The sequence below is a fragment of the Pseudomonas sp. C9D1 genome (assembly GCF_056491235.1).
On the sequence record NZ_JBSZIE010000001.1, the window covers coordinates 1,144,107 to 1,162,051 of the forward strand.

At 54.1% G+C, this 17,945-nt stretch carries 17 protein-coding genes and 1 tRNA gene; 16 read left to right on the top strand and 2 right to left on the bottom strand.

Annotated elements, in window-relative coordinates:
* The first annotated feature begins 8 nt into the window (after nt 1-8).
* The 16 genes from ACXI0U_RS05350 to ACXI0U_RS05425 all read left to right on the top strand — a co-directional run bounded on the left by ACXI0U_RS05350 (nt 9) and on the right by ACXI0U_RS05425 (nt 16,325).
* On the top strand, nt 9-365 hold the full coding sequence (locus ACXI0U_RS05350; protein WP_107328384.1) for a cupin domain-containing protein: 357 nt from the start codon (nt 9-11) through the stop codon (nt 363-365).
* Nucleotides 362-1,927 carry a phosphotransferase gene (locus ACXI0U_RS05355; protein ID WP_431483842.1) on the top strand — a complete coding sequence of 522 codons (1,566 nt, stop codon included), beginning with the start codon at nt 362-364 and terminating at the stop codon, nt 1,925-1,927. The genes ACXI0U_RS05350 and ACXI0U_RS05355 overlap by 4 nt, the downstream gene beginning before the upstream one ends.
* Before the next feature lie 60 nt (nt 1,928-1,987).
* The gene (locus ACXI0U_RS05360) at nt 1,988-3,118 is read left to right on the top strand and encodes a class I SAM-dependent methyltransferase (RefSeq protein WP_431483843.1); all 1,131 of its coding nucleotides are present in this window, start codon (nt 1,988-1,990) and stop codon (nt 3,116-3,118) included.
* Nucleotides 3,115-3,447: a nuclear transport factor 2 family protein gene (locus ACXI0U_RS05365; protein WP_431483844.1), complete on the top strand. Its 333-nt coding sequence runs from the start codon at nt 3,115-3,117 to the stop codon at nt 3,445-3,447. The genes ACXI0U_RS05360 and ACXI0U_RS05365 overlap by 4 nt, the downstream gene beginning before the upstream one ends.
* A 16-nt stretch (nt 3,448-3,463) precedes the next feature.
* Nucleotides 3,464-4,705 (top strand): glycosyltransferase, encoded by a 1,242-nt coding sequence (locus tag ACXI0U_RS05370; RefSeq protein ID WP_431483845.1) that lies wholly within the window; start codon nt 3,464-3,466, stop codon nt 4,703-4,705.
* Entirely contained in the window at nt 4,702-6,252 is a 1,551-nt protein-coding gene (gene murJ / locus ACXI0U_RS05375) for a murein biosynthesis integral membrane protein MurJ (RefSeq protein ID WP_431483846.1), read from the top strand. Before ACXI0U_RS05370 ends, murJ begins: the two co-directional genes overlap by 4 nt.
* A gap of 33 nt (nt 6,253-6,285) precedes the next feature.
* On the top strand, nt 6,286-6,936 hold the full coding sequence (locus tag ACXI0U_RS05380) for an acyltransferase (RefSeq protein ID WP_431483847.1): 651 nt from the start codon (nt 6,286-6,288) through the stop codon (nt 6,934-6,936).
* On the top strand, nt 6,933-8,057 hold the full coding sequence (locus ACXI0U_RS05385; RefSeq protein WP_431483848.1) for a glycosyltransferase WbsX family protein: 1,125 nt from the start codon (nt 6,933-6,935) through the stop codon (nt 8,055-8,057). The genes ACXI0U_RS05380 and ACXI0U_RS05385 overlap by 4 nt, the downstream gene beginning before the upstream one ends.
* Before the next feature lies 1 nt (nt 8,058).
* A complete protein-coding gene (locus ACXI0U_RS05390; RefSeq protein ID WP_431483849.1) occupies nt 8,059-8,736 on the top strand; it encodes a class I SAM-dependent methyltransferase in 678 nt (225 codons plus the stop codon).
* Complete coding sequence (locus tag ACXI0U_RS05395) at nt 8,733-9,698, top strand: glycosyltransferase family 2 protein (protein ID WP_431483850.1); 966 nt, start codon at nt 8,733-8,735, stop codon at nt 9,696-9,698. Before ACXI0U_RS05390 ends, ACXI0U_RS05395 begins: the two co-directional genes overlap by 4 nt.
* 134 nt (nt 9,699-9,832) lie before the next feature.
* Complete coding sequence (locus ACXI0U_RS05400; RefSeq protein ID WP_431483851.1) at nt 9,833-10,957, top strand: glycosyltransferase; 1,125 nt, start codon at nt 9,833-9,835, stop codon at nt 10,955-10,957.
* Entirely contained in the window at nt 10,958-11,920 is a 963-nt protein-coding gene (locus ACXI0U_RS05405) for a glycosyltransferase (RefSeq protein WP_431483852.1), read from the top strand.
* A complete protein-coding gene (locus tag ACXI0U_RS05410) occupies nt 11,913-12,896 on the top strand; it encodes an NAD-dependent epimerase/dehydratase family protein (protein WP_479549854.1) in 984 nt (327 codons plus the stop codon). Before ACXI0U_RS05405 ends, ACXI0U_RS05410 begins: the two co-directional genes overlap by 8 nt.
* Nucleotides 12,896-13,906, top strand: coding sequence for an MraY family glycosyltransferase (locus tag ACXI0U_RS05415; RefSeq protein WP_479549855.1), 1,011 nt, complete (start codon nt 12,896-12,898; stop codon nt 13,904-13,906). Before ACXI0U_RS05410 ends, ACXI0U_RS05415 begins: the two co-directional genes overlap by 1 nt.
* 42 nt (nt 13,907-13,948) lie before the next feature.
* The gene (locus ACXI0U_RS05420) at nt 13,949-15,949 is read left to right on the top strand and encodes a polysaccharide biosynthesis protein (RefSeq protein WP_479549856.1); all 2,001 of its coding nucleotides are present in this window, start codon (nt 13,949-13,951) and stop codon (nt 15,947-15,949) included.
* Nucleotides 15,950-16,004: 55 nt separating this feature from the next.
* Nucleotides 16,005-16,325, top strand: a complete 321-nt coding sequence (locus tag ACXI0U_RS05425) for a ComEA family DNA-binding protein (protein ID WP_479549857.1) — start codon at nt 16,005-16,007, stop codon at nt 16,323-16,325.
* A gap of 218 nt (nt 16,326-16,543) precedes the next feature.
* On the opposite strand, the gene ACXI0U_RS05430 is transcribed toward ACXI0U_RS05425, so the two are convergent.
* Both ACXI0U_RS05430 and ACXI0U_RS05435 read right to left on the bottom strand, forming a co-directional pair.
* Nucleotides 16,544-16,619: transfer RNA gene (locus tag ACXI0U_RS05430), tRNA-Asn, on the bottom strand.
* 69 nt (nt 16,620-16,688) lie between these two features.
* Entirely contained in the window at nt 16,689-17,885 is a 1,197-nt protein-coding gene (locus ACXI0U_RS05435) for an amino acid aminotransferase (RefSeq protein WP_265167944.1), read from the bottom strand.
* Between the last annotated feature and the right edge of the window lie 60 nt (nt 17,886-17,945).

Here is a 17,945-nt window from a genome sequence, read left to right on the forward strand (position 1 = left end):
AGCGAGTCATGAGCGAATACAAAGTTATTGAAAAGCCTTGGGGCAAGGAAGAAGTCGTCGAAATCAACGACAAGTACATGGTCAAGAAATTGACCATGTGGGCCGGTCACCGTTGCAGCCTGCAGTATCATAACTTTAAGAAAGAAACGATCTATGTCCTGTCTGGTGTGCTGAAAATCGTTCAGGGTACCAGTCAGGACGCATTGGAAGAAAAGCTGTACCGCGCCGGCGATACCATCACCATTCCGCCTGGCCTCATTCATCGCATGGAGGGCGTTGAGGATAGCGTGTACCTCGAAGCCTCCACCCCAGAAATGGATGATGTGGTACGTCTGGTCGATGACTACCAGCGTGCTCCGCAATGAGTTATCGGGTTTGCATACCATGCGCGGGCACTGGATCTCGCCTGGGAGAGCACACTCGCTTTCTAAACAAGTCGCTGGTCAGTATTGCTAACCGCCCGACGCTGTCTCACCTCATCGAGCGCTTTCCTGAGGATGTCGAGTTCGTTATCGCTCTAGGCCATAAAGGGCACTTGGTCAGGGAGTACCTTGAGCTGGCGTATCCGGAACGGACCTTCCATTTTGCCGTTGTTGCGCCTTTTGAGGGGCCTGGTTCGGGTCTTGGGCTCAGTCTGCTTGCGTGTCGTGAGTACTTGCAGCAACCCTTCATCTTCATGTCCTGCGATACTCTGACTGATGAGGCTATTCCTGCGCCCGATGAAAATTGGATGGGGTTTGCCGAAGCTGACGATATCAGCGCCTACCGCACTATGGCATTGATGGGTAATGACGTAACTGATATCTGTGAAAAGGGTATTGGTGAGCCTGCTACCCATAAGCCGTATATAGGGCTCGCCGGTATTCAGGATTTTGCTGCCTTCTGGCTGGCCATGGAGCAGGGTGGTTCCATGGCAATTGACACTGGTGAGGCCTACGGGCTGCGGCGGCTGCTCGAACACGGTATCAAGGCGCGGCGTTTTACTTGGCATGACACGGGTAACCTGCCAGCCCTTGCAGCTGCGCGTGAACATTTTCGCGAGCCGGATGAACCGAACATTCTAGACAAGGCCAATGAGGCCATCTGGTTCGTTGGTGATGCGGTGATCAAGTTTTCTGATGACAAGAAGTTTATCGCCAACCGAATCAAACGGGTCGCGGAGTTACAAGGTTATGTTCCGCAGATCACGGCTTTCGGCGAGAACATGTATCGGTACGGCAAGGTCACGGGCCGGGTACTTTCCGAAGTGGTCACGCTGCCCCGATTCCATCGGCTGCTGGAGTTCAGTCAAGGGTTTTGGGCTGCCAAACAGCTCAACGCTGAGCAAAAAAGCGCGTTTGAAGAAAACTGCTTGCGTTTCTATCGAGATAAGACGCTGGAGCGCGTGGAGCTGTTCTACAGCACCTGCGGTAAAGAGGATGGTACCGAGGCCATCAATGGCGTAGCAATGCCAGCCCTGCGTGATCTGCTGGGCCGCGTGGACTGGAACTGGTTGGCGCAAGGGCTACCAGGGCGCTTCCACGGTGATTTCCATTTTGAAAACATTATCGTGACGGAGCAGGAACAATTCGTCTTTCTCGACTGGCGGCAGGACTTCGGCGGGGACCTGACCATCGGTGACGTTTACTACGATTTGGCCAAGATACTTCATGGTCTGATCATCAACCATGAGTTGATCAATCTCGATCTGTACCATACCGACTGGCAGGCCGACCAGATTGCATTTGATGTACATCGTCGGCAGTCGCTGGTTGATTGCGAGCGTTACTTCGAAGTGTGGCTGGCGAATCATGGCTATGACGTCCGCAAGGTTCGTGTTCTGACGGCACTTATTTACTTGAATATTGCCCCGCTGCACCACCACCCTTACACATTGCTGCTGTATTCGTTGGGCAAGTCTATGTTGTATAGCGAGCTGGAAAGGTAAGTCTAGCTATGATTGACAATTTTAATGCGCTACTTAATATAAATTGGATTGGACAATATTATGATACGCCGTGACCATGATGTAATTCTGGGCGAGAAAGATCTTGAGCCGTTGTTCAGCTTCGAGAAATTTCCAGTTTTTATGGGCTGCGTAAGACACCCCGTAACCGATGATATCTGTGCTGATATGTCATTTCATATTAGCCGTAGCAGTGGAATGATTCAGCTCAATCCACTGGTTCCTCTGGAGGTCCTCTACCCAGAGTCGCACGGAGCAGGTTTCATTGGTGCGTCTTGGGAGGCGCATCATCAGGCGTTTGCTGAATTTATTGCGAGCTATTCACCAGCTTCCGTCCTGGAGGTTGGTGGTGGGCATGGCATACTTTCGGTCAAGTATGCGGGCCTGAAACAGATTCCATGGACAATTTTAGAGCCAAATCCAACACCTATCCCAGAGTGTAAGGCCACCGTTTTAAAAGGTTTTTTTGATTCGAGTTTTACCCTCGAAGGTGGGGTCGATGCCGTCGTTCACTCGCATTTGTTTGAGCACATTTACGAGCCTCTTGAGTTTTTGCGGGACCTGAAAAAATTTATTGAAGTTGGGAAAAGACTGATCTTTTCTGTGCCCAATATGAAGGTTATGGTTGAACGTAAATTCACCAATTGCTTGAATTTTGAACATACGATCTACCTTTCTGAGCAATATATAGACTTTTTGTTAGCCAGTAATGGGTTCCGCCTGGAGCAGAAACAGTATTTTAGAGATGATCATAGTATTTTCTATTCGGCGATCCGTGATGACGAATTGTCGGGTGCCACATTAAGTGCTTCGTTGTATCAGGAGAACAAGAAGCTCTATCTCGATTATGTCAACTACCATAAGGCGCTTATTGACTCCATTAACGAGAGGGTTTCGTTTGAGCAGGGGCGAGACGTATATCTCTTTGGTGCGCATGTACAGGCTCAGTACTTGATTGGCTTTGGATTGGATGTTTCGAGAATCAAGGCTGTCCTAGATAATGACAAAAACAAGACCGGTAAACGTCTTTATGGTACCAATTTGAATGTTGCGCTTCCTTCAGCTCTGGTAGGGATCGATCGACCTATTGTAATCATTCGAGCAGGTACTTTTACTCAGGAAATCATTGAGCAGATAACGGCCCTCAATCCGACAGCGGAGTTTCTTCAATGAATAATCTAAAAGATCTGGCTGGCAAATATTTTAATGCATTTGCCTCTCGAGATATAAATGGCGTAAGAGAGTTTCTGGCAGCGAACGTGGTTCTGCGAGATTGGGAGATCAGTCGGCAAGGTATCGACGATGTGTTGGCAGCGACAGCTTCGATTTTTGCTAGCTGCTGCACTATCGATGTGGTTGTCGTCGCTCTTTACTTGGATGGTAGTACGGTATCGGCTGAGCTGGAGATTTCGTTTGATGGTGGAGCGCCGCTTCTGGTTATGGATGTTTTGGAGTTCGACGCTGTTGGTAAGATCTTATCCATCAGAGCGTTCAAGGGATAGTTGAAAAGATAAAATCTTGCTGGATGGTTTGTATTTTTTTGGAAGCTTTATGAATATTGTTTTTTATCGGCCATTTTCCGATATTTGGTTTAAAAATCCTACGCGCCGAATCTTAAGTCGACAAAAATTACCAAACAAATACTCGGGATTGTTCGATTATTTGTCTGAAAATGGCTCTGCGTCAATTTCGACGGCACTATGGTTTCGGCCGGGTATTCTGGGTTTAGTTGATCTGCTAAAAGATTCCTTAAGGCTTATTCTTTGGGCTCTTTTGAATGGAATTAATCTGTTTAAGGTTCGCTTGATTTTTACGTCTAAGCAGTTGCATAAGGCGGACGCTGTTTTTTTAATGCATTATGGATGTTTTACTCATGAGTCAACTGCTGTGGCTGAACAGGGCAGGCTATTGGCTCAGCGATTGTCTGGTTTTTCCATTCTGAAAATCGTTCACATGACTCACTTTGCCTATAATCCTAGGCTGGGAAGTGAGAATTTACGTATTCTTTCTCCGGATCTTCTTGTTGCGGAGAATAATCTCAAGAGGAACTCCCGGTTTTTTAACAAGTACTTTGGTAATGTTTCTGGTGATTTTCAGCTCTTGCCCTACGTCGCAGCTCCACGCTTTCAACGCAAAGTGGATTTTAGGGCGCGGTCCAATAAAATGGGGGTGACGGGGTCGATTACGTATAAAATGAAAGCGCCCGAATTTTTTGATTTTTATGGGCACAATGAATTGCAGCCAATGCGCCGAAAAATCTATGGTCGGCAGAATGAGCTCTCTAATTTCGTCGATTCATTTATCTACGACCTTGATGAGTCCCGCCGTGTGCAAGAGGTCTGTGGTTCGGAGGCCAAGGGGCATGATTCATCTGAGGCACGTGCCCTGGTTCAGCAACGTAATTACTACAATGCTGACATTGTTGAATTCTTCAATTCCTATCGTATGTTTGCCGTGCCTGAGGAGGTCTGCGATCTTCCAGGTATCAGCTTTATCGAGGGGATGGCTTGTGGTGCTGCGTATTTTGGGTTGGATAACCCAATGTACCGCGATATCGGTATGGTTCCTGGGGTTCATTATGTGGCGTATGATGGCACATTGGAGCATCTGCTGGAACGGGTTGCATACTACCAACAGCATGCCGACGAACTTGAGCAGATCGCTGAGCAGGGTTATCAGATTGCCCATACGACACTGAGCAGTACTTCGGTCTATTCAAAGTTTCTGGCCTCGCTCGAACGGATGCTGCCGCGGCCATGACACCGGCAAGCGACTTGCCCAAGCGCTCATTGTTTTCTGTCGCTCTGGGTAACTTGGCGATCAGTGCGGCCGGGTCGATTCTTACATATCTGTCTTTTGTACTCGTGGCCTACATGTTTGGTGCCACGGCGCAAACAGATGTTTTTGTTTTCGCCTCGGGGTTTGTAGTGGTGGTTGCCGCGCTGATTACCACGGTATTCAGTGCAGTCTTCCTTCCGTTGTACATCAGGCTGCTGCACGCGGGGGACCAGGCGCGTGCCAGTGCTTTTGCCAATGCCTTTTTGTTCTATCTGGCGACTCTGTCTGTATGCGGGGCGGTGATTATTCTGTTCTTCCCTATCCACTTGTTCGCTTTGGTGTCCCGATTCAATCTGGAACTGTTGGCTGACAACGAACGGATACTTCGCTATTTTTCGATTGTCTTCGCTCTTACCGTGCTGAACGACTACTTGCGTGTGTTATTGCAGGCCAAAGAAGCGTTTGTTCCCGCAGCGCAAAGCATTGTCTTGCAGCCGGCGGTCAATGTGCTGGGCGTTTGGGCGATGGCGAGTATCGTTGGCTATGAAAGCTTGGCGATCAGTGCGGCGGCGTCGAGGATCGTGCAATTTGCGTTTCTACTCTGGCGTATGCAGGCCGCCGGTTGGTTGCCGAGACCGCAGCTAGGCGCTAACAGCGATATGGCTGAGTTTCTGCGAGTGGTTAAGCCCTTCTGGCTGGCCAGCATTATTAGCATGATGTCGGTATTCTTTTTTGACTATGTCGCTAGTGGCCTGCCCGCTGGACAGTTGACCGCACTGGTATTCGCGCAGAAAATTTACACCCTGCCAATTGCGCTACTTGCCTTACCAGTTATCGAGGTGCTGAATACGCGACTGTCTATGTTGGCGGCCAGCGAGCAGATGGATGCACTGGGTGCGCTCTATGCAGGTGCCATGAAAGTAGCAATGGTGGTCATGGTGCCATTGAGCGTATTGATGGCGTTCAATTCACCAGAAATAACCTCTGTGCTACTGGGGCGAGGAAAGTACTCGGCCGAGAGCCTCGCGATTACCGCCCACGCTTTGCAGGTGTTCTCGCTGGTAATTCCCTGCATTGTACTCTTTACCATCAACGGCCGTGTTTCCTTGGCTCTGCATAAAACCAAAATGCCTTCGCTGTTTGGCTCTCTGGGACATTTGGCGATGATGGGGTCTGTATTCGTGGCTGTTGCGTTGTTTGGCTATATCGGCCTGCCAGCGGCCAAACTGCTCGTTGAGGTCCTGTATTTCCTTCCGTTCGGTTTCATTATTGTATGGGTTTACTTGCCGCAGGCGCCGATCAAGTCGGTGTTTGGGGAACTGTCTAAGGTAATCGTTGCTAGTGCGATCTCCTTGCTAGTGGTCTGGGGCGTGCTGCCGTTGATCAGCTTTGTCGTCTCGGTGCCGCTGCTCTATCTGGTGTTCTCCTGCAGTCTGTTCTTGTTGGTATTCATCCCACTTTGTCTGCTGATCAGACTGGACTCTGTAGCGCTGTTCACTCATTGGGTGTTACGGAGGTCCGTGCAGTGACTGGGCCGATGTTTATTCCGTTGGAGAGTTGGCATGTCGCTTCCTAGATCATCTGTCAGAGTGCTTGCCCGTGCGGTTGCGGTGTGCGTACCTGGCCGGTTACCCCGGTTGTTCAGCAGTTTTTATGCCTATATGGCCTGGAGCATTCGAGCGCGTGGTTTTTCCGCAGTAGGTGAGGGCACCTATCTGCGCTCCGTTGCCAGCATTCATAACCCGCAGTGTATTTGCCTGGGGCAATCGGTTATTGCTGAAACGGGGCTGATTATCGAAGCGTTCTGTGAGTTTGCCGGAGAACGTTACGCGCCCAGAATCACGATCGGTGACCGGGTGTCGTTCGGTTACCATTGTCACGTGGGCTGTATCGATGAAGTCAGCATCGGCAATGATGTGTTAATTGCCAGTCGGGTATTCATCGCGGACCATGCCCACGGCGATACGAATTCACTGGACCCCGCCGTTCCTCCGGCCAAACGTCGTCTCCATTCAAAGGGGCCGGTGCGCATCGGTTCCGGGGTCTGGATCGGCGAGGGGGTGGTGATTCTATCGGGGGTCACTATTGGTGATCACGCCATTATCGGTGCCAACTCGGTGGTAACCCGAGATGTTCCGGAATGCACGGTTGTGGCAGGATCACCTGCCAGATTGATTAAACACATGGAAAAGCAAACCTCTGGGACCTTATGAAAGCCATTGCATTTTATCTCCCACAATTTCATCCAACGCCCGAGAACGATCGTTGGTGGGGCAAGGGCTTCACGGAGTGGACCAACGTCGCCAAAGCCAAACCGCGTTTCAGTGGGCACTACCAGCCGCATATTCCGGCCGACCTGGGCTTTTATGATCTGCGGCTGCTGGAAACCCAGATCGCTCAGGCGGAAATGGCCAGGGAGCACGGCGTAGGTGGATTCTGCTATTACCACTACTGGTTCAATGGCCAGCTGCTGCTTGAGCGTCCGTTGGAAACCGTACTGGCTGAACAGAAGCCGGACCTGCCGTTCTGCGTATGCTGGGCCAACGAGACGTGGAGTCGCCGCTGGGACGGGCAAGAGCATGAGATCCTTATTGGCCAGGATCTGGAAACCTACGATCCCGAGGCGCATTTCGCTTATCTGGCCAGCGCCTTTGCTGATAGTCGTTACATCAAGGTGGCCGGTAAACCGGTATTCTTGATTTACCGCATTGATCAGTTCCCGGACATTGCCACTACCATCAGTCATTGGCGTGAGGTGGCCGCAGCTCAGGGGCTGCCGGGCATATACCTGTGTGCGGTCCGTAGCCATATGCATACCCTTAGCGACGAACAGACCACCGCGCTGGGGTTTGATGCGTTAGTGGGGTTCGAGCCTCATTCGCGTACGATGCTGCGCCAGAGCGCGCTGGGCTATGCGCGCAACTTTGTGCCACGCGCCATCAACTACCTGCTGCGCCGCCTGAAACTTACTGATCGTATCTCCGAACTCGCAGTAATGAATCGTTTCGACTATCGCGCCCTGGCGCGTACCGCTATGGCTGTCGAGCGTTCGTCGCAGCGCTTGTTTCCATGCGTGATTCCCAGCTGGGATAATTCAGCAAGGCGTAGTTCCGGAGCCACGGTCATTCAGAACAATGATCCCCGACTGTTCGAGGCCTGGCTGCGTGATGCTGCCAGTCGTGTAGTGGACTATCCGCAGGAGGAGCAGCTGGTGTTCATCAATGCCTGGAACGAATGGGCGGAAGGCTGTCACCTCGAGCCGGATTTGCGAAACGGCAAGAGTTTTCTTGAGGCCGTGCGCCGAGTGTTCGGTCAGGTACCTGAGGAGAACTGAGATGCTTGCAGAAATGACGGCCGGTGATAACAGCGATTATTACTCACATATCCGCGGTGAAATTGCCCAGCTGCTGCCGGCTGATATTGGCCGGGTTCTGGAAATTGGCTGCGGCCGTGGCGATACCTTGGCTTGGTTGAAGAGTCTCGGCAATACACAGAGCACCTATGGCATCGAGCTGTTCGCCGACTCTGCCGATGCGGCCAGAAGTAAGGTCGATCATGTGCTCTGTGGCGATTTTGAAGCGCTTTCGCTGCCGGAGAGCTTCAGTGGTTTCGATGTGATCTTGTGCCTTGATGTGCTTGAGCACTTTGTCGACCCTTGGAAAGCCCTGGCGCGTATTGGCAATCTACTGGCACAAGGGGGGAGCATGATCACAAGCATCCCTAATGTGCGCTATTTCCGCGTGGTGTTGCCGTTGTTGTTGCAGGGGCGCTGGCAGTACGAAAGCTCCGGGATTCTCGATCGCACTCATTTGCGTTTTTTTACCAGGCAAACTGCCATCGAGCTAATGACGTCGTCCGGCTTGATTCTCGAGACGGTTAGCTCTACGGGCCTTGAGAAGGGCCGCAAAGCCCGCTACCTGAACTGGGCTACGTTGGGGTTGTGCAGGCCTCTGTTCGAGTACCAGTATCTGATCAAGGTTCGCAGTGCTGGGGCGGGGCATAGCGGTCCATGATTTATATCGTGGTGCTGAACTGGCGTGGTGCAGACGACACGATCGCCTGCCTGCAATCGTTGATGGGCCTGCATGGTGCAGCGTTCCAGATAATTGTCTGCGATAACGGCTCCTCTGATGGCTCGTACGAGTGCATTCGCTATTGGATACAGTCACATCGTGACAATCATGCATATCTGCGTGCGCATCCTTTGCGCGAACTGACGCGTACGGAGGCAGAGCAGCTGTCGCCTGAGTCGCCGCCGGCTCTGTACCTGGTTCAGACCGGTGCCAATCTGGGGTACTCGGGAGGGAACAATGTAGGCATACGTCTCGCCTTGACCGATCCGCGGGCCGAATTCGTTTGGCTGTTGAATAACGACACCGAAGCTGAACCCGACAGCCTGCTGCGATTGCTCGAGCGCTGCCGGGCTCGGCCGGACATCGGCATCTGCGGTTCGAAATTGGTCTACCACCACGACCGTAGTCTGATTCAAGGTCTTGGCGGATTATTCAACCCCTGGCTGGCCACCAGCCAGCACTACAAGATCAACCAGAGCAGTGCGCTGCCTTACCAAGATGATGAAGTGGACACGCACATTGACTACATTGTTGGCGCATCGTTGTTTGTCCGTACCAGCTTGCTCAGGGATATCGGTCTGTTGGAAGAGGACTATTTTCTCTACTTCGAAGAAATAGATCTGGCTCGTCGTGCGCGTGGCAAGTACTCCATTGGCATGGCGACAGCGAGCGTGGTCTATCACAAAGAAGGCGCTAGCACAGACGGAGGAAGAGGGCTCTTGGCCGATTTTTACGTGTTGAGAAATCGCCTGATTTACACTTGGAAGAATGATCGTAAATACATTGTCACGGTCTGGCTCGGATTATTCGTCGCATTGTTAAATCGTTTGCGGCGCGGCGAGGCAAAGAAAGCCTGGAACGTGCTGTGTATTATCGCTGGTCGTCGGACGTTTAGCGGATAGTGTCGTTGCCGTAGCAATTTATAATTTTATCTCGTCGTCTGTATGGCAACTTTTTCTCGGAAGTGCCTGTCGTCGGATATGTGGGTACTTGGGGAGGAAGCTTTGTTCGCTGTAAGTCTGATTGAGGTGGCCGTATGTTAGAGCCGCGTCGCAAGGTGTTGTTCGTTACCTCCTTTCATCCAGGTGCCAGTGGTTATATTGGAGCGGGTGAGGCCATCAGTGCCGAGACTTTGCGACGTCTACGGGGCGAGGGCGCGCAAGTGGATGTCTTGGCCGTCGCCCCTCGTTATCAGCGTAAGAGCGCTGCGGCGGACTCTTGGTGCAATTCCTATGCGGAAGTGCCAGCATCACGTTGGACCGCTCTGGCGGGACTGTTTCGTCATGTGTTTTCCGGTGCTGTTCTAGCTCCTTGGTTTTTCACCCGTACATCGCCGCGGGCAGTCGCTGCGTTGAAGGCTGCCATTGAGCAGCATCAGCCTACCGAGCTATGGATCGATTTCCCTTCTTCGCTTGGTTTCGCACGCCACGCTGAGAAGTTGCCAATTCACTATTTTGTTCATGACGTTGTCAGTCAGAAGGTTGTTCGATCACCGTTCAAGCGCCTGCTGTTTCCCTGGGTGCAGAAGGTCGAGGCGTCACTGTTAAGCAAGGTGAAGCGCTGTTACCTGCTGTCGGAAAAAGATGAGCAACTTCTTCGGCATCTGCAGTTTGGCGGTAGTGCAGAGGTTTGGGGGGTGCAGGGATTGGGTGTTGGGGAGGTCGATGGTGCTCGCACAATCACTAGTGTTTTGGCTCAGTTCGGACCGGGACCGAATCTGGTTTTTTTTGGCAACATGGGGCGTCCTGAGAACAGCCTCTCAATTGCCCATTTCGCTCTGTTCAAGTGGCGCAGGATTCGCCGTGTGTTTCCTGATGCCCAGCTATGGGTAATTGGGCTTGCTCCAGGTTGGCTCTTGCGTGTGCTGGATCGGCTGGTTCCGGGCTTGAATGTTACGGGGGCGGTTGACGATCCCATCCCAGCCTTTCAGGCGGCAACTCTTTGTGTTGCGCCGTTGCTGTTTGGCGCGGGGGTCAAGATAAAGGTGCTACAGATGCTGGAGGCCGGCGCAAGCGTTGTTTCCACCCCCATTGGCGCTGAGGGCATTGAGCCGACCTCGCGTTTGGTTGTTGTGGACAACAGCGAGATATCAGACCGCTTGGTTACTGATTTAAAGGCTCTCAATCATGTGTCGTACAAGCCTTTCCAGGAGGTGCGCTGAATGGGCACGGGCTCTGCCCCTGCGGGTCTTTCGAGTGCATCCATTCCGCCTTGGCCCAGCTTTGCCGTTTTGCTTGCCGCATATAACGGCATGCAATGGCTATCGGAGCAGCTCGATTCGATCCTCGGTCAGGTTGGTGTGGATGTCACGGTGTATGTGAGCACTGACAAGTCAAGCGATGGCACGCATGCCTGGGTATGCGATATTGCAGATACCGATCCAAGGGTCGTACCGCTGATATATGGCGAGGTGTTTGGCGGCGCAGCGAAAAACTTCTTTCGATTACTGCGTGACGTCGACTTCGAGCATTTTGGCTACATCGCTTTTGCCGATCAGGATGATATCTGGATGCCGGATAAGCTCAGCCGTGCCCATCGTCATATCGTCTCTCGCGGTTGTGATGGCTACTCATCCAATGTTATGGCCTTCTGGCCTGACGGTCGCCGTGCACTGGTGAATAAGTCCCAGGCTCAGGTGAAATGGGATTATCACTTCGAGGCTGCCGGCCCAGGTTGCACATATGTGATGACGGCTGTGTTGGCGAAAGCGATAAAAAGCTACGTGCTTGATCATCGGCGGCATGTTGATGAGGTCGCTTTACACGACTGGTTCTGTTATGCCTTTGCACGCTCTAAGGGGTATCGCTGGTACATCGATCCAATGCCGTCGATGCTTTACCGCCAACATGAGAACAATCAGTTTGGAGTCAATTCGGGATCAAAGGCCTTTCAGTCTAGAGCAGGGCAGGTATTCAATGGTTGGTGGCTGACTCAGGTACGCCTGATCTCCGGCATTCTGGAGACTAAGGACCTAGTCCTGATATCGCGTCTGGACACGTCATACCGCATGGCTTTATTCGGTTTGTCATTGCGCGCCAGGCAGTGCCGGCGTCGCCTTCGCGACAAGTTGTTCTTTGCCTTGATCTGCTGGGCGTTGATGCTTAAAGGACCTGGCAATGGCTGAGTGCAGCAAGGTCCTGGTCACCGGGGCGACTGGCTTTATCGGTTCCGGCTTAGTGATGCGCCTATCGGCTGATCCCCAGTGGCGGGTGGTCGCGTCGGTTCGTCGCCAGAGCGCATCGTCTGTTCGGGACGTCGAGGTAGTGCAGGTCGCTGACATAGGGCCCGACACCGACTGGTCGGAGGCTTTGAGTGGTGTCGATGTTGTGGTCCACGCGGCTGCCATTGCCCATGTTCGCAATGTCAGTGCAGGGGAGCAGCTCACGCGCTTACGCACGACCAACGTCGAGGGTGCGCTGTGTCTCGCGCGGCAAGCGCTGGACTCTGGTGTTCGGCGCTTCGTTTTCATCAGCTCGATCGGCGTCAACGGAACAGGAGTTGCTCATCAGCCATTCAATGAGCTCAGTCCGCCGGAACCGCACGCGGCATATGCGGTTTCCAAGCTTGATGCGGAGTGTGCATTGCAGGATCTGTTCGCCAATACCACGACAGAGCTGGTCATCATTCGACCGCCACTGGTTTACGCCGCGCATGCGCCAGGCAACTTCAAGCGGCTCTTGAGGATCGTGGACTTGGGCCTGCCCTTGCCGTTTGCGCGGGTGGCAAATTTGCGCAGTATTGTCTCTCTGGAAAATCTTGTAGATCTTATCTGTTGTTGCCTAACCCATCCTGCAGCAGCCAATGAGCTGTTCGTGGCCGAGGACGGCTCTCCAGTATCAACCGCTGACATTGTCTGGCACCTGGCGGCAGGGATGGGTAAGCGCGGACGTTTGTTTTCGTTTCCAGCGATATTGGTGGCGCTGGCCTGCCGTGCGCTGGGATTAAGTGGCATTTACACTCAGTTGTTTGAATCGCTGGTTGTCGATGGTTCGAAGGCCCGCCGACTGTTGGGCTGGCAGCCAATTGTCAGTACTGAGGCCGGGTTGATCCAAGCGGGTGAGGCGTATAAGCGTATGCGTTCGTTGAAGAAGGAATGGTGATGTTGGCTTGGTGGCTTTTGCCCGCTGTTATGGTTCTTGCCCTTGGAATGACCGGATTGATGCGCCGCTATGCTCTGGCGCGCAGAATCATGGACGTACCTAACGCCCGTAGCTCCCATTCTGTGCCGACGCCTCGCGGTGGTGGCTTAGCGATAGTGCTTAGCTTTCTGGCTGCTCTGCCTATGCTCACGCTGGTTTTGGACCTGCCCTGGGGGGCCACCTTTGCGTTACTGGGGGCAGGGACTTCGGTTGCGTTAGTGGGCTTTCTGGATGACCACGGACATATTGCCGCGCGTTGGCGCCTGCTCTTGCATTTCGGCGCGGCCATTTGGGCGTTGTTCTGGCTTGGGGGGCTACCACCCGTACAGTTGTTCGGTGTCTCCCTGGCGCTTGGCTGGATTGGCCATGTATTGGCGGCCTTTTATCTGGTTTGGGTGCTCAACCTTTACAACTTCATGGACGGCATCGACGGCATCGCTGGAGTGGAGGTGATTACCGTATGCCTGGGCGGTGCATTGCTCTACTGGCTAAAGGGACACGCCGACCTTGCTATCTTCCCGCTGCTTCTAGCGGCTGCGAGCGCGGGGTTCCTGTATTGGAATTTTCCACCTGCGAAGATCTTCATGGGCGATGCTGGCAGTGGGTTCTTGGGGATCACCCTGGGCGTCCTATCATTGCAGGCCGCTGTATTTGACGCTAGCTGGCTGTGGGCGTGGTTGATCCTGCTCGGGGTCTTTATTGTGGATGCGACCTATACCTTGCTGCGGCGTCTGCTACGTGGTGACAAGGTCTATGAGGCGCATCGTAGTCATGCTTATCAATTCGCTTCGCGCCATTTCGGCCGGCATTTGCCAGTTACGCTGGGCGTGGCGACGATCAATCTTGTTTGGCTTTTGCCGCTGGCACTTTGGGTAGGGGTAGGTGGTCTGGACGGTCTGGTCGGTTTACTCCTGGCCTATGCACCGCTGCTGGGATTGGCAGTGAAGTTCCGAGCTGGCGCTCTGGAGTAACTCGCTTCGGCGTCTGTTCACAGTTCAAAAGCAGGAAGCCTCATGAATTGGTTACGTATCTATTTGCTCGGTCTATCGCGTCGTTACAAGCGCCTGCTGCAAGTCGCCGTTGATGTGGTGCTGATCTGGGGCGCGTTGTGGTTGTCATTTGCGATTCGGCTGGGAGTGAACGACACCGCCAACCCGTTTGGCAGCCATCTATTGCTTTTCCTGTCTGCGCCGGTGATTGCCATACCGATCTTCACGCGCATGGGGTTATATCGCGCGGTGATGCGTTACTTCGGTAACGACGCGCTTCTTACCATTCTCAAGGCTGTGACATTGTCAGCTGCAGGCTGGGCGCTATTTGCATACTGGGTACGTGATCCCAGCGTACTGGTGCCGCGTTCGCTGGTTTTTATCTACTGGTGGATGTCACTGATGTTGGTCGGCAGTCTGCGTTTGGTGTTACGCCAGTTCTTCATGGGGGACTGGTACGCAGTGAAGGCTCAGTTACGTCAAGGAACCCAAGTGCCGAAAGTGGCGATTTATGGTGCAGGGGCTGCTGGCAATCAGTTACTTGCTGCACTTCGGATGGGGCGCTCTATGCGGCCCGTTGCTCTCATTGACGACGACGACAATATCTCTGGCCGAGTGATCGCAGGGCTTAAGGTTTACAAGCCTAAGCACATCGAGCAGATGATCAACGAAACGGGTGTCGAGGAAGTACTGCTGGCACTACCGTCAGTTGCGCGCTCGCGTCGCCGCGAAATTCTACAGTCGCTGGAGCCGTATTCGTTACATGTGCGTACTGTTCCTGGCTTCATGGATTTGGCTAGTGGTCGAGTTAAGGTGAACGACCTGCAGGATGTGGACATCGCTGACCTGCTTGGGCGTGACTCGGTTCCGCCTCGGGTTGATCTGTTCGAGCGTTGCATTCGCGGCCAGGTGGTGATGGTCACGGGGGCTGGTGGTTCTATTGGCTCTGAGCTTTGTCGGCAGATTCTTAGCTGCAATCCCGAGACGCTGATCCTTTTCGAGCACAGCGAATTCAATCTCTACAGTATCCATACGGAGTTGGAGCGGCGTGTTCGCTCCCATGGGTTGCCTGTGCGCCTGCTGCCGATCCTCGGTTCCATCCGCAACAGCGATCGTCTGCTGGATGTGATGCGTACCTGGAGGGTTGGCACTGTCTATCATGCAGCTGCTTACAAGCACGTCCCCATTGTTGAGCACAATGTCGCTGAAGGCGTGCTCAATAATGTGCTGGGGAGTTTAAATACTGCGCAGGCTGCCATCCAGGCTGGCGTTGAGCACTTCGTATTGATCTCCACGGACAAGGCCGTGCGCCCTACCAATGTCATGGGAAGCACCAAGCGCCTTGCCGAGATGGTGCTTCAGGCGCTGAGTCGCGAGGCGGCGCCTGTCTTGCTGGGTGACAGCACGGGCGTTAACCAGGTCAACAAGACGCGCTTCACCATGGTCCGATTCGGGAACGTGCTGGGTTCGTCTGGCTCTGTTATTCCGTTGTTCCGTGAGCAGATCAAGCGAGGTGGGCCGGTAACGGTTACTCACCCCAACATCACGCGCTATTTCATGACCATTCCTGAGGCTGCTCAGCTCGTCATCCAGGCAGGATCGATGGGGCAGGGCGGTGATGTATTCGTGCTGGATATGGGGCAGCCGGTGAAGATCGCCGAGCTTGCGGAGAAGATGATCCACCTCTCCGGCCTTAGTGTTCGTAACGAGGGCAATCCCAATGGTGATGTCGCCGTCGAGTTCACTGGGTTGCGCCCCGGCGAGAAACTCTATGAGGAGCTTCTGATCGGTGAGAACGTTAGCCCCACCGATCATCCGATGATCATGCGGGCGAACGAAGAGCATCTGCCCTGGGAGGATTACAAGTCCGTGCTCGAGCGTCTGCTCGACGCCGTCGAACGGGATGACTACAAAGAGGTTCGCCAGATCCTACGGAGTACCGTTAACGGCTACAGCCCAGAAGAGGAAATTGTTGACTGGATCTATCAGCAGCGTGCAATTGAGTCACCTTTGTCCAGGGGCTAGCTTGAACCGGCGGTGCAAATAAGCTCCGCCTCAAGCTAGTTACATGGAGAGAACAATGACTCTGATACGGATCCTACCCCTGCTGCTTATGTTGTTTGGCTTCACCGGTGTTGCTGTTGCTGTGGAGGCTCCACCAAAAAGCGATGCTTCCGCTGCTGTGGCTCAGAAGGCAGCAGCAGGAAAGATCGATATCAACAAGGCAGATGCTGCCACGTTGCAGGAGAGCATGATTGGAATTGGTGAGATGAAGGCCAAGGCAATCGTCGCTTACCGTGAGGCCAACGGTGCTTTCACTTCGATCGATGACCTGCTTCAAGTGAAAGGAATCGGTGCGAAGACCCTGGAAGCCAACCGTGATCGACTCAGTATCGACTGACTCGAGTAACCAGAAGAGACCGGCTTAGGCCGGTCTTTTTGTTTCTGCTGTGGCGGATGGAGTGGTAGCCGAGGCTCGACGGAGAAGCCGAACGCGCTTTAGCGCGGCCCCGGAGGGGTGAGGGCCGAAGGTCCCGAATAACCGGAGGCGAAGTCCCTAGTGAGAGTCCAGTGGCCTAAACGAAAAAGCCCCCGGCATGTACCGAGGGCTTTTGAATTTGGCTCCGCGACCTGGACTCGAACCAGGGACCCAATGATTAACAGTCATTTGCTCTACCGACTGAGCTATCGCGGAACAACGACGCGTATCCTACTGATTAAGAAGGAGAAGTCAAGCGTTTGGCTTGGGCTTCTCCTGCTTTTTTCACAGTACCTGGGTGATGGCGCGGGTGACGCTTTCCAGGTTGCCGTTATTCAATGCGGCGACGCAGATGCGGCCGGTGCTGACGGCGTAGATGCCGAACTCGTTCTTCAGGCGTTCTACCTGCTCGGCGGTGAGGCCGGAGTAGGAGAACATGCCGCGTTGGCGGGCTACAAAGCTGAAGTCGCGCTTGGCGCCGAAGGCGGCCAGTTGCTCGACCATGGCCAGGCGCATGTCGCGGATACGCTGGCGCATCTCGCCCAGTTCCTCTTCCCACAGCGCGCGCAGTTCGGGGCTGTTGAGCACCGAGGCGACGACTGTGGCGCCGTGGGTCGGCGGGTTGGAGTAGTTGGTGCGGATCACGCGTTTGGCTTGCGACAGCACGCGGCTGCCCTCGTCCTTGGAGCCCGTGACGATGGACAGGGCGCCAACGCGTTCGCCGTACAGCGAGAACGACTTGGAGAATGAGCTGGAGACGAAGAAGTTCAGGCCGGACTGTGCGAACAGGCGAACGGCTTCAGCATCCTGCTCAATGCCGTCACCGAAGCCCTGATAGGCGATATCGAGGAAGGGCACGTGCTCGCGTTCGCGAAGCACTTCCAGAACGGCTTTCCAGTCGTCGAGGTTCAGGTCGACGCCCGTCGGGTTGTGGCAACAGGCGTGCATCACGACGATCGAACGGGGAGGCAGGGCCTTGAGGTCTTCGAGCATGCCGGCACGGTTCACGCCGTGGCTGGCTGCGTCGTAATAGCGGTAGTTCTGCACCGGGAAGCCGGCGGACTCGAACAGCGCGCGGTGGTTTTCCCAGCTCGGGTCACTGATGGCGACCACGGCGTCAGGCAGCAGGCGCTTGAGGAAGTCGGCACCGGTCTTCAGGGCCCCGGTGCCCCCGACAGCTTGGGTGGTGATGACGCGGCCGTCCGCGATCAGCGCAGAGTCGTTACCGAACAGCAGCTTCTGCACGGCCAGGTCGTAGGCGGCGATGCCCTCGATCGGCAAGTAGCCGCGCGGTGCATGGGCTTCGATGCGGGCCTTCTCGGCCTCGGCAACGGCGCGCAGCAGCGGAATACGGCCCTGTTCGTTGTAGTAGACGCCCACGCCAAGGTTGACCTTGGTCGGACGCGGATCGGCGTTGAATGCTTCGTTGAGGCCCAGGATGGGGTCGCGCGGAGCCATTTCGACGGCAGAAAACAGACTCATGATGCGGCTGCTCGAGAGGAAGGAAGTTGGAGGCCTGGCAACCCCGCGAGCATCGTGCAT